The 12,406-nt window shown below is 71.4% G+C and carries 10 protein-coding genes; 6 read left to right on the top strand and 4 right to left on the bottom strand.

Translation table 11 applies throughout. From position 1 onward, the window contains the following. Positions 1–110: 110 nt before the first annotated feature. The gene (locus D7X74_RS11975) at positions 111–1,043 is read right to left on the bottom strand and encodes a DUF2381 family protein (protein WP_147446549.1); all 933 of its coding nucleotides are present in this window, start codon (positions 1,041–1,043) and stop codon (positions 111–113) included. Between the two features lie 382 nt (positions 1,044–1,425). Here D7X74_RS11975 and D7X74_RS11970 point away from each other — a divergent pair, with 382 nt between their 5' ends. Next, positions 1,426–1,668 (top strand): hypothetical protein, encoded by a 243-nt coding sequence (locus D7X74_RS11970; protein WP_120533068.1) that lies wholly within the window; start codon positions 1,426–1,428, stop codon positions 1,666–1,668. A gap of 10 nt (positions 1,669–1,678) precedes the next feature. On the opposite strand, the gene D7X74_RS11965 is transcribed toward D7X74_RS11970, so the two are convergent. Next, the gene (locus D7X74_RS11965; protein WP_120533067.1) at positions 1,679–4,126 is read right to left on the bottom strand and encodes a PAS domain S-box protein; all 2,448 of its coding nucleotides are present in this window, start codon (positions 4,124–4,126) and stop codon (positions 1,679–1,681) included. A gap of 232 nt (positions 4,127–4,358) precedes the next feature. Here D7X74_RS11965 and D7X74_RS11960 point away from each other — a divergent pair, with 232 nt between their 5' ends. Further along, positions 4,359–5,948 carry an ATP-binding protein gene (locus D7X74_RS11960; protein WP_370450745.1) on the top strand — a complete coding sequence of 530 codons (1,590 nt, stop codon included), beginning with the start codon at positions 4,359–4,361 and terminating at the stop codon, positions 5,946–5,948. Here the strand turns inward: D7X74_RS11960 and D7X74_RS11955 are convergent. Together D7X74_RS11955 and D7X74_RS11950 are read right to left on the bottom strand one after the other, a co-directional pair. Then, complete coding sequence (locus D7X74_RS11955; protein ID WP_120533065.1) at positions 5,890–6,300, bottom strand: hypothetical protein; 411 nt, start codon at positions 6,298–6,300, stop codon at positions 5,890–5,892. The two genes, D7X74_RS11960 and D7X74_RS11955, sit on opposite strands and share 59 nt — an antisense overlap. Positions 6,301–6,400: 100 nt before the next feature. Next, positions 6,401–8,371 (bottom strand): ATP-binding protein, encoded by a 1,971-nt coding sequence (locus D7X74_RS11950; protein WP_120533064.1) that lies wholly within the window; start codon positions 8,369–8,371, stop codon positions 6,401–6,403. Between the two features lie 316 nt (positions 8,372–8,687). On the opposite strand from D7X74_RS11950, the gene D7X74_RS11945 reads away from it, so the two are divergent. The 4 genes from D7X74_RS11945 (at position 8,688) to D7X74_RS11930 (ending at position 12,139) form a co-directional block, all read left to right on the top strand. Further along, positions 8,688–9,140 (top strand): Fur family transcriptional regulator, encoded by a 453-nt coding sequence (locus D7X74_RS11945; RefSeq protein ID WP_120533063.1) that lies wholly within the window; start codon positions 8,688–8,690, stop codon positions 9,138–9,140. Positions 9,141–9,330: 190 nt separating this feature from the next. Then, entirely contained in the window at positions 9,331–9,732 is a 402-nt protein-coding gene (locus tag D7X74_RS11940) for a response regulator transcription factor (RefSeq protein ID WP_120533062.1), read from the top strand. Between the two features lie 141 nt (positions 9,733–9,873). Then, the gene (locus D7X74_RS11935; RefSeq protein WP_120533061.1) at positions 9,874–10,362 is read left to right on the top strand and encodes a hypothetical protein; all 489 of its coding nucleotides are present in this window, start codon (positions 9,874–9,876) and stop codon (positions 10,360–10,362) included. A gap of 211 nt (positions 10,363–10,573) precedes the next feature. Continuing rightward, on the top strand, positions 10,574–12,139 hold the full coding sequence (locus D7X74_RS11930) for a hypothetical protein (RefSeq protein WP_341870411.1): 1,566 nt from the start codon (positions 10,574–10,576) through the stop codon (positions 12,137–12,139). Positions 12,140–12,406 lie beyond the last annotated feature (267 nt).

Raw genomic sequence — 12,406 nt, 5'->3', positions numbered from 1 at the left:
CCCGACCACCTCCCAGCGCTCCACCCGTGTGCCCGGCGGCAACCACTCCGCGGAGAGCAGGATTCGCCCTGCCTCCATCCCGAAGCGTCCGGCTTCCAGTGACTCACGGTTCACAGGGACAATCCTTCCCACCGCACAGCGCGGTCGGCCTCCTGGTTCCAGGCCTCCATCAGGTAACGGGCGCCCGGCTCCGAGCCATTCGGCATGTGCCACTCCACCACGGCCTGCCCGCGCATCCCGGGCGTCAAACGGGCATCCAACATCCTCACGGGTGCCTCCAGGACGACACGCCCTGGTTTCCCGTCGGCGTCCAGCAGCGTCAATCGCGCTACCCCGGGCACCCAGGGTGCTGCCTCCGGGGCATTGCCCAGGGTGAACGCCATCACCCGGGTCGTGATGTGGCGGTAGAGCACCGTGCTTCCCACAACCTTCACACCCGGACCATTGAGGGCCTTGACGGGCCGCTCGACCGATACCGGTGCTTGTCCCAACGCACCGATGAGCACCGCGCCCCCCAGTCCGGTCTGGTCGCACCGGGCACGCAGGAGGGCCAGCCCCGCCTCGGTGGCGGCGCACTGGGCCCGGAGCAGGGCCAGCTCCTCCCCCAGGGCTTCCGGGGACAGGGCGTGGCGGGAGACCTCCACCAGGGTGTCCACCTCCTTCGGATCCGTGACGAGCAGGAACGTCACCTGCCGGGGTGCGTCCTCGCCCGCGAAGCGCGCCGTGATGAGCGGGCGGGAGGCGTCCGGCATGGCCACGGAGGGGCGCAGCACCATCACGCCCGGGTACACCTTCGCCTGGGCGAACAGGGGCGCCAGCGCCCTGGTGTCCACGGAGGCCGGCAGGATGTCGTCGTTGAACACGACGGTGGTGACCACGCCGGGAGCGACCCGCAAGAGGTGCAGCGTCGCGGCCTCGTCGGCCCGGACCACCAGCCGGCGCTCCTGATGGACGCGCTTGTCCGGAGCCCCGGCCCGCGCCGGAGCCGCCGCGCCCAGCGCCACCACCAGCATTGGCAAGACAACCCCAGGGGATGCGAACACGCGGCGGACCTCCAGCGTCACACCCTACCAGAAGGGGGTGACGTGGCGGGTAACCACGGAGGGGGCCACCCTATGGGGATTCCGGAGGAACTTCAGGCAATGACTTCCAGCGACGCGGTGAACAACGCATGGAGCAGCGTCGTCTCCGGCGGCGCCTTCCACTCCACGAACAACGGCACCGGCCGGTGCGCCATCTCCCAAGACAACAACCTGACCCCGGACTCCACTTCGATGGCGATCCCCCATCACCTGGACAGTCAGGCGGAGGGAGTCAGGGAGCTGTCGTCTGGAGACCTCAAGCCCGCAACCTTTCCCTCGCCCCCGGGTTCATCACGAAGACCACCGCGGACTCCACCGTCCGCCACCGCCTCCGGAACCCTCCATGCGCCGCTCCATCGTCGCCGCCTCCGCCACCGTCGCCTTCTTCCTCGGCGGTGCCGCCAACCAGGCCTATGCCGAACGTCAGCCGCGCATGCGCGACGCGCTGGCCCACCTGGAGACCGCGCTGTCGGACCTGCGCGCCGCCACCAGTGACAAGGGCGGCCACCGCGTGAAGGCCATCCAGCTCACGGAGCAAGCCATCGCCTCCGTGCGCGACGGCATCCAGTTCGACAACCGTCACTGACGCCCGCGCGTCACCCGCGTTCGATCATGTCCCGGATGCGCGTGGCCAACGCCTCCATCACGAAGGGCTTCGTCATCATCGCCATGCCCGGCTCCAGGAACCCGGATGACACCGCCGCGTTCTCCGCGTAGCCCGTCATGAACAACACCTTCAGCCCCGGGCGCGCGGCCCGCCCCGCGTCCGCCAGCTGCCGGCCGTTCAACCCCGGCAACCCCATGTCCGTCACCAGCAGGTCCAGCCTCGGCGCGCTCCGCAGCAGCCGCAGGCCCTCCACGCCGTCGCCCGCCTCCAGCGCGCGGTAGCCCAGCTCCCGCAGCACCTCCACGATGAGCGCCCGGATGACCTCCTCGTCCTCCACCACCAGCACCGTCTCCCCGGCCTCCGCCACGTGCGCGTCCGTCAGCGCCCGGGGCGCCTGCGCATCATCCGGCCGGCCCTCGCCCACGTAGCGCGGCAGGTACAGCCGCACCGTCGTGCCCTGCCCGGGCTCGCTGTACAACTGCACGGAGCCCTCCGACTGGCGCGCGAAGCCGTAGATCATCGACAGGCCCAGCCCCGTGCCCTGCCCCACCGGCTTCGTGGTGAAGAACGGCTCGAACGCCCGCTCCAACACCTCCTTCGACATCCCCGTCCCCGTGTCGCTCACGCTCACGCTCACGTACTGCCCCGGCTTCAGGTCCCGCATCCGGGCCGTGGTGCCCGCATCCAGGGACATGTTGCCCGTCTCCACCGTGAGCCTCCCGCCCTGGGGCATCGCATCCCGGGCGTTGATGACCAGGTTGAGCAGCGCCGTCTCCAGCTGGTTCGGGTCGCACTTCGTGAGCCACAGCCCGTCCGCGAGCGCCCACTGGAGCTGCATCTGTTCGCCCAGCGTCCGGCGCAGCAGGTCCTCCATGGACGCCACCAGCGGGTTCACCTTCACCGGCTTGGGATCCAACGGCTGCAACCGCGAGAACGCCAGCAGCCGGTGCGTCAGCGCCGCGGCCCGCTGCGCGGACCCCATCGCGCTGGTGATGAACCGCTCCAGCTCCGACGTGCGCCCCTGGTGCAGGCGCTTCTGCAACAACCCCAGCGACCCCAAGATGCCCTGGAGCAGGTTGTTGAAGTCGTGCGCGATGCCCCCCGTGAGCTGCCCCACCGCCTCCATCTTCTGCGACTGCCGCAACGCCGTCTCCGCGGCCATCAGCGCGTCGCGCGCCTCGCGCTCCTCCGTGACGTCCCGCCCCACCGCCATCAACGTCGCCTCACCCGACTCCACCACCGACCACGAAATCCACCGCCACCGCCCGTCCCGGTGCCGGTAGCGGTTGTCCTTGCGGCGAGGGGCCCCTCCGTCGCGCAGCGCCTCCACGTACTGCGTGGAGTCCGCCAGGTCGTCCGGGTGGAGGAAGTGCTGCACCGGCGTCCCCACCAGCTCCGCCTCCGTCCACCCCAGGAGCCGCTCCCACGCGGGGTTGGCCGCGATGATGCGCCCGTCGTGCTTCGCATCCACGACGATCATCAGGTCCTGGCTGAGCCGCCACATCAGGTCGCGCTCGGCGGTGCGCTCGGCGACGCGCGCCTCCAGCGTTTCGTTGAGCGCCCGCAGCCGCGCTTCCGCCTGCTTGCGTTCGGTGATGTCGCGCGACGCGCCAATCATCCGCGCCGGGCGGCCGTCCGGACCGGGGATGAGCCGCCCCTGCACCGACACCCAGTGCACCGAGCCGTCCGGCCACACCACCCGGTAGTCGATGTCGTAGTCCACCTGCTCCGAAAGCGTGCGCCCCACGGCCGCCCGGATGCGCCCCAGGTCCTCCGGATGGATGACGGCGTGCAGGTCCTCGTAGCTGAAGGGCGCCTCCGGCCCGCGCCCGAAGTGCGCCTTGCACGTGGCGGACGCCACGAGCGTCCTCGTCGCCAGGTCCCACTCCCACGTTCCCAGCCTCCCCGCCTTGAGCGTGAACTTCAGCCGCGCCTCGCTGTCGCGCACCTGGCGCTCGCCGCGCACGCGGGCCGTCGTCTCGCGCACCACCGCGAGCACCCCTTCGATGCGCCCTTCCCCGTCGCGCGCGGGGCTGTAGTCCAGGTCCATCCAGACGTGCTCGGGCACGCCGTTGCGCGTGAGCACCAGGGGCTCGTCCCGGAACGACACCGTGCCGCCCGAGAACACCGTGGCCAGCACGTGGCGGTTGAGCTCCGCCATCTCCGGCCAGGCCTCCACCGCCGGCCGCCCCAGCAGCCCCGGATGCATCCCCCCCGCGACGAGGCAGAAGGCGTCGTTGTAGAGCAGCACGCCCTGGAGGCCCCACAGCAGCACCAGCGGCACCGGCGACGAAAGCACCAGGCCCACCGACGTCCGCAAGGCGCCGGACCAGGTCTCCACCGGCCCCAGGGGCGTCCGCGCCCAGTCGAACGCGCGGATCCGGGCACGCAGCTCACCTTCTCCAGCAAGAAAATCGCGATGCGGGGGCGAACTCATCACCAGGACGCTAACGTTGGGCCCGGGCCCACTCCATCTCCGTGCATTGCCGGAAGTTCCAATGGGGCTTTTCAGGACGAATGTGCTTGGCTGGTAGGGCGCCAGCCCTCCAACGCCTGTTTCCATCCCTCCCTGGACAGCATTGGTCCCAAGCGGTTACGCACGGCCTCCCCCCTTGATGCCGCTTCCTCCCTCCCTACCACCGCGTCTTCCCGGTCCTCCCCAGGTGTGGTTGCTGGAGGACTCGTCCCTGGAGGCGCGGTTCACCCAGGAGGCGCTGTCGTCCTCGTGTGACGTCATGCACTTCGCCGACGGGGCCGCGCTGGTGGAGGCCCTGGGGTTCCATCCGCCTCCGGACGTGATGGTGCTGGACCGGGAGACGCCTGGACTGACCGGCCTGGAGGTCTGCCGCTTCCTGCGCGGCAATCCCGCCACCGCCCTGCTTCCCGTGCTGCTGCTCACCTCCCACCAACGTCCCGAGGACGTCGTGGAGGGGCTGGACGCGGGCGTCAACGACTACGCCTTCAAGCCCTTCCGGAGCTCGGAGCTGGTGGCGCGCGTCCATGGGCTCGCCCGCTGGGGCTGGCGTCAGCGCCAGAGCGCGCGGGACGCGGCGGAGGCGCTCGAACAGACCCAGCGGCACCTGACGGATGAGCAGGCCCGGCGGGACCTGGCCGAGAACACGCTGCGGGAGGTCCGCGACGCGGAGGCGCGCGCCTGGCGCAGCGACCAGCGCTTCCGGCTGGCCGCGCGCGCCACCCGGGACGCCATCTGGGAATGGGAGCAGGAGACGGACAGCCTGGATTGGAGCAGCAGCAACCCGACGCTCGTCGGCGTGCTGGAGTCCCCCCGGGTGTCCCGGCACGACTGGTGGCGGGAGCACATCCATCCGGAAGACCTGCCCGCGGTCCGCAAGGGCTTCCGGGAGGCCATCGAGGGCACGGTGGACACGTGGCAGAGCGCCCACCGGTTTCGCGGCGTGACGGGCACGTGGCTGGACGTGGAGGAGCGGGCCATCATCGTCCGGGACGAACGGGGCCGGGCCGTGCAGGTGGTGGGCGCCCTGCAGGACGTCACCGCGCGCAAGCGGTTGGAGCAGGAGCACCGCCAGAGAAGCGACTTCGAACGGCAGCTCATCGGCATCGTGAGCCATGACCTGCGCAACCCCTTGGCCGCCGTCCTGCTCTCCGCCAACCTGCTGCTGCGGCGCAAGGGGCTGAACCCGGACCAGGAGAAGCTGGCGCGCCGCATCGTCACGTCCACCGAGCGGGCCGTCCGGTTGATCCGCGACCTGCTCGACTTCACCCAGGTCCGCCACGGCAGCCTGAAGCTGCACTTCCGGGACATGGACCTCCACGCCATGGTGGAGACCGCCATCGAGGAGGCGCAGGTCGCCTCACCCACCCGGACCATCACGCTGACCCGCAGCGGCGACGGCGCCGGCAGGTGGGACGCGGACCGGCTGGCCCAGGTGGTGGGCAACCTGCTGGGCAACGCGCTGGCCTACGGCGACCCGGAGACGCCCATCCTCGTGCGCAGCCACGTGCAGGAGAGCGAAGCGGTGCTGGAGGTGCACAACGCCGGCCTCCCCATCCCCGCCAACGTGCTGCCGCGCCTCTTCGAGCCGCTGGAGCGCGGCGCCGCCCAGCAGGAGATCCGGGTGGACCGCAGCATCGGCCTGGGGCTCTTCATCGTGCGGCAGATGGTGCGCGCCCACGGCGGCACCGTGACGGCGCGCTCCTCGCCGGAGGCGGGCACCACCTTCACCGTACGGCTGCCCCGCCAGCCCCCTGCCGCGCCGCCAGGGACACCGCCCGGGTGAACTGGTCGATGTCATAGGGTTTCAACAGCAACTCGATGACATCCGGCCCGGTGTACTCCTTCGCGCCCTCGCGGTTGGTGGTGGTGAGCACGAAGGGGATGCCCGCGGCGGCGGGGGACGCGGCCAGCTTCTGGAACGTGGCCCAGCTCAGGTCGAACGGCACGCTGATGTCGTAGACGATGACCGCCGGATGGGTCTCCTTCACCAGCGTGGTGAAGTCCAACGGACCGCGCGCGATGTCCTGCACCCGGGCCCCCTTGGTCTGGAAGCCCACCTCGGACAGCAGCTCCTCCAGGGCCTCGATGAGGTCCTCACTCCCATTCAGCACCAGCACGGTGGGTCGTTTCCCCATGAGGACAAACTGCTTCCTCCCGCACGGAAGAGGAGGGGGGCGCGGACCGGGTGTGCGGCACCGGACAGAGCTTCCGCCCGGGTGCCCGGCCCCGGCCCGCTCAGGCGCTGACGCCGGACGGCCCCGCGCGCGGCAGGCGCACACTGAAGGTGGAGCCCTGGCCCTGGGTGCTCGTCACGGACACCTGGCCGCCGTGGGCCTCCACGATGCGGTGCAGCCGGTACAGCCCCAGGCCCAGCCCGCCGTAGTTGCGCGTGGGCACCGCGCGCTCGAAGCGGCGGAACAGGCCCTCCACCCGGTCCGGCGCGATGCCGATGCCCTGGTCGCGCACCACCAGCAGCGCCGTGTCCGCGTCGCCCTGGACCTCCAGCTCCACCGGCTTGCCCGGGCCGAACTTCACCGCGTTGGCCAGCAGGTGCGTCACCACCTGCCCCAGGCGGACCGCGTCCCAGCGGCCCAGCGTGGGCGTGGACTCGCGCAGCACCAGCCGGCACCCCGCGCGCGACGCCGCCTCCTCCGTGCGGCCCATCACGTCGCGCACCACCTGCGCCAGGTCCACGTCGTCCAGGTTCAGCCGGGGCGCGTGGCTCTGGAGCTGTGACACGTCCAGCAGCCCCTCCACCAGGTCCGCCAGCCGCTGCACCTGGCGGTCCGCCGCCACCAGCGCGCGCTCCAGCCGCTCCGGCGCCACCTGGCGCTCCAGCTTGAGCGCCGCCGCCGTGCCCTGTACCCGGAGGCGCAGCGCGGCCAGGGGCGTGCGCAGCTCGTGCGCGGCCACCGCCAGGAACTCGTCCCGGGCGCGCACCGCGTCGCGCGTCTCGCGGTACAGCCGCAGCTGCTCCGTCACGTCGCCGATGATGCCCGCCATGCGCACCGGCGCCCCGCGCGCGTCCCGCAGCGCCCGGCCCCGGCTCACGCAGGAACGGTAGCCCCCGTCCGCGTGCCGCAGGCGGAAGGACACGTCGTAGGGCGTGCCCTGCTCCAGGTGCTGCGCGAGCGCGGTGGCCACCTCGCCCCGGTCCTCCGGGTGCACCCGCGCGAGGAACGCGTCCGGGGTGCCAGCGAAGTCCTCCGGCTTCAGGCCCAGCATCTCCAAGAGGCGCGGGCTCCAGTACATCGTCTGGCCGCGCACGTCCCAATCCCAGACACCGTCATAGGAGCCGGACACCACCAGCCGGTAGCGCTCCTCGCTCTCGCGCGCGTCGCGCTCGGCCTGCTCCAGCAGCCCCACGCGCCGCTCCAGCTGCCGCACCATCCCGTACAGGTGCGACTCCGTGGACAGCTCGCCGTGCACCGGCGCGGGCAGCGGTCCCTCGGCGTGGGATTCGCGCAAGAGCAGCGCCAGCAGCTCGTTGTCGCCCTGGGTGCGCCGCACGAAGCCGTTGGCCCCCACGTTGGCGGCCATGCGCAGGTCCAGCTCGTCCGGCGCGGTGGCGTGCGTGAGGATGACGGGCACGCGCGCGAGCTTTGGATCCTGCCGCAGCGCGAGGCACAGCCGGAAGCCGTCCAGGCGCGGCATCAGCACGTCCGCCACCACGATGTCCGGGAGCCGCCGCCGCGCCAGCTCCAGCGCGCTCTGCCCGTCCTCCACCACCAGCACCTCGAAGCGGAACGGGGCCAGCGACAGCTGCAGCAGCTTGCGGAAGACCGGGTCGTCCTCCGCCACCAGCACCCTCAAGGGACGGTGGGCCTCCAGGTCCCCCACCCCCGGCGGCAGCGCCTGTCTCACCGCCTCCAGCCGGGCCCCCAGCGACAGGGGAGAGGGCAGGAAGCCCGCCACCGGCACGCCCAGCCGTCCCAGGGCCTCACGCTCCCCGGGCGGCGCCTCCACCCAGAGGCCCGCGCCCGACGCCGCCAGCGCCTCGCGCAGCGCGCCTGCCTGGGCGCCCAGGGCCGTCAGCATGCCCCCCGTCATCAGCACCAGTTGGAGGGGCGGAGCGTCGCGCAGCGTGCGCGTCAGCGACTCCGGACCGGCCGCCAGCAGCACCTGCCACCCCTGGCTCTGGAAGGCCAGACACAGCAGCTCCCGGTGGGCGCCGGGCGCTTCGACGAGCAACAGGGTGGGCTTCATCGGGTTGGAGGCGAACGGAACGGACGAGGCAGCACGAAGGGTCGGTCTGGGGGGTGGGACCCCAACGGCCCACGCCCAGGTTGCGGGAAGGTCGCAGTGTGGGGGCGAGCCGCAGTGAGTCAAGGCGCCCGTGGGGAAGTGTTGGAAGCTGGGCGCCCCCACGCCCGCCCTGCACCGGCGCGAGGAGGCGCCCGCGGGCGGCCCTGTTCACGTCGGGGCCCCGCCCCATGACGCGTCACAGCTACAACCGGGCTACAGGTACACTTCGCTTGCGGTGGCCGGGACGCGGCGCGTCGGCTGTGTTATTCGACCGGGCATGGGTGCCAAGAAAATCTCCGCGCAGGAGAAACTGACCGGGTTCCAGGACCGGATTCGCGCCGCGGGGCTGCGCAGCACCGCCCCCCGCGTGGCCGTCCTGCGCAAGCTGGAGACCGCCACCGCGCCAATGAGCCACGCGGACCTGGTGGAGGAGCTGGGCGGCGAGGGCTACGACCGCGTCACCATCTACCGCAACCTCACCGACCTGACGGAGGCGGGCCTCGTCGTGCGCGCGGACCTGGGCGACCACGTCTGGCGCTTCGAGCTCAAGCGCGCCGGGGGCACCGAGCACTCCAACAACCACCCCCACTTCACCTGCACCGACTGCGGCACCGTCGCCTGCCTCCCCGAGGAGTCCGTGCGCATCACCGCCGCCCGGGGTGTACCCCGCGCCGTGTCGCAGCGCGCCGTGGAAGTGCAGCTGCGCGGGCTCTGCGACCGCTGCGAGTAGCTCCCCCCTCCCCTCCCGTAGGGCATGGGGGCGACCACCAGGGGTGTGCTCACTGGTAGGCATAAACCTACATTGCCGCTTCCGCTCCCCCTCCCCCGGGTACAGATTGGTTCTGGCGAGGGCAGGAGGCCCACCGTCCCGGCTCGGGGGGCGGCCTGGGGCGCTCCCAAGGCTCGCAGGGGGAAACGGGATGGAAGCCCATCACACGCTGCTGGTCGTCGACGACGACATGGACATCCGGGATGCGCTCCAGGACGTGCTGGAGCTGGAGGGGTACGCCGTGCAGCTCGCGGCGGACGGCCTGGAGGCGTTGGAGCGGCTGCGTTCCTCGGAGCCCCGACCTCAACTCATCCTGTTGGACCTGATGATGCCGCGCATGGACGGCGTCGCCTTCCGCGAGGCCCTGCGCCACGAGCGCGCCTGTTCGGACATCCCGGTGCTGGTGGCCAGCGCGGAGCTGGACGTGCGCGACACGGTGGATGGGATGGGCGTGGCGGGCTACCTGCGAAAGCCGCTGGACCTGTCCGCGCTGCTGACCACCGTGAAGCGGCTGTGCCTGCCGTCCGACGGCATGCTGAGCGCGGGCGCCTGAGCGCCTGCCTGCCGTGCGGACGGCGGGGCGGCGCTGACGCACGGGGCCAGTTGGCGCGGGAACACGGCCGCCCCACCCTTTCAGGCAGACGCGGCCCACGGGGACGCGGCAATCACTCACTTGAACCAAGGGAGCGGGACCATGAAGAAGCTCATCGTCGCGGCAGCCATGTGCCTGGGAACCGCCGCTTTCGCGCAGAGCGCCACCGGGACGCCATCCAACCCGGCGCCTGGCGCGCCCAGCAGCCAACAGATCAAGGGTCCGACCACGGGCGTGGAGGCCCAGGAGGTGGGGCCCGCCATCGGCGACACCGCGAAGAAGGTGGTGGGCGCCGACAAGGACAAGAGCGCCAAGGAGGCCGGCGCCTGGAAGATGAAGGACGCGTACAGCCTGTCCGGCACTGTGAAGAGCCCGGACGGCGATGACGTCACCATCGCGCGCACCGGTGACCTGCCGGCGGTGGAGCTGGACGTGCGCGACCAGACGGTCGTCACCCTGGACGGCAAGACCGTGAAGGCGAGCGAGCTGCCGGAGGGCGCCAGCGTGCGCGCGAAGTTCCAGTTGGATGGGGATGACACCGTCGCGCTGGAGCTGAAGGCCACCTCGCCCAAGGGCGCGGTGAAGAAGTAACGCGCGTCCCATCCTTCGTTGAACCTTCGGGCCCGCCTCCCACCCGGGATGGCGGGCCCGGCTTTTTTTACCGCGCATCGCCTGCTCATCCAGGGCACCGGCTTCGCCCGAGTGGGAAAGGGATTGCCCTCTTCCGAGTGGGCCGTGAGCGGACCACCCGTTCTTTGGGGCAGGTACGCCGCTTGCTTAGGGCACACGCGGGGAGATCACGGTGAATCGACGACTGCTGGGCGTGTGGGTTGGGGCGATGGTGATGTCGGCGTGGGGTTGCGGCGGGTCGGACGGGCCCACCACCCCAATCGATGACAGGGACAACATCGATCCCCGGCCAGGGATTGATGCGGGGACTGGCGGGGGCACGGACGGAGGGACGGACCCCGGCACGGATGCGGGCACGAACGACGGTGGCACGGATGCCGGGACGGACGCGGGCACCGACGGCGGCACGGATGCCGGGACGGACGCGGGCACCGACGGCGGCACGGACGCGGGCACCGACGGCGGCGTGGTGGATCCGGACCCCGTCGGGGACCGGTGGCCCACGGATCCGGTGACGAACTACTCGGAGCGCTACGGCATCGGGCGGGTGCAGTCGGTGGGCCTGGACCAGGGCAAGAACCTCTGGGTGCTGGACGGCAGCCGCATTGGCGTGGTGCGCGCGGACACGCAGCAGCTGGTCTGGGTGTCGGGCGCCGTGGGGCAGGCGGCGGCGGGCGGCAACGCCACGGTCATCTGCGGCGGCGCGGCGGGACGGGCCTACGTGGGCTACAGCGCGGAGGACCTCCAGCCGGATCCGGAGTTCCCCGGCCTGCACACCAACTTCATCGTCACCAACCCGCCGTGCGAGGTGCCGGTGGGCGACACCCAGTGCTACGCGTACAGCGAGCGGCGCCTGAACTTCTACAAGGCCGGTGACGTGGACGCGGTGAAGCTGACCGCCAACGGCCAGGTCGCCTTCGAGGAGCACATCAACCAGTCGGTGCGCCACTCCTCGGGCGGCTCCGCCGTGCAGACGGGCCCGCGCGTCGTCAACGGTGTCAGCCTGGGCATCCGCAACAGCAACGACCACCACTTCGACGAGGACCGCAGCATGCTCAGCTGCGTGTCGGTGATGCGCGGCCCGAACAAGGGCGACGTCTACGTGGGCAGCAACCACGGCGTCACGCGCATCCGCGACCTGCAGTACAACGCGCACCGGCACCCGGTGTGGTTCGACTCGCGCGGTTCGCAGTACGCGGGCTACACCTACGGCCTGGGCATCGCGCAGGACGGCGACGTGCTGATGGCCAACGACTGGACCTTCGGCATGGTGAGCCCGTCCCCCCGCCTGGGTGACTGGGACAACACCGACACGGCCATCAACCCGTCCAAGGTGAAGTCCTCCTACCTGCCGGAGCTCAACTCGCAGGCGGACTTCGACTACTGGCGCGGCTTCCAGCAGACGACCGACGGCGCCTACTACCTGGGCAGCAAGTCGCTGGGCCTGTGGAAGATGGACCTGACGTCCTCCACCAGCCCCACGCAGAAGGGCACGCGCATCGGCGCGGACGTGGAGGCGCTCAACGCCATCAACTCGCTGGCGGCCACCAACGACGGCTCGCTCTTCATCGCCACCCACTCCGGCGGCCTGTACCGGCTGACGCCCGCCAAGACGCTGGAGAAGGTGGACAGCGTGCGCGCCAACCGCGTCCTCCAGCTCGTCTACGACCCGTCCGTGACGCCCGGCATGCTGCTGGTGCTCACCACCGACGGCCTCACGGTCCTGCGCGGCTACTAAAAGCACCCGCCCCACGGGCACACGCGCGGCCGCATCCATGAGACCCCTCGGCGTGCCGTCCTGGCGCCGAGGGGTCCGCGTGCCTCCGGCCTCCGGCCCAGCGTGGAGGTGTCCCACCTGGGTGCCAGGGCACGGCGCATGTGGCACGGAGAAGCACCGGGGCCTACCCGCCTGGACGCCGGGAAGGGGGCGGAAATGTTCCGTCAGGGGGCCCGGTTCTGATTCCACCCCGTGCTGGCCGCAGGGGGAACAGGCGGGCCGGGGACC

Source organism: Corallococcus sp. CA047B (assembly GCF_003612065.1).
Lineage (GTDB): Bacteria > Myxococcota > Myxococcia > Myxococcales > Myxococcaceae > Corallococcus > Corallococcus praedator.
This window is presented reverse-complemented; position numbering and strand designations above follow the sequence as displayed.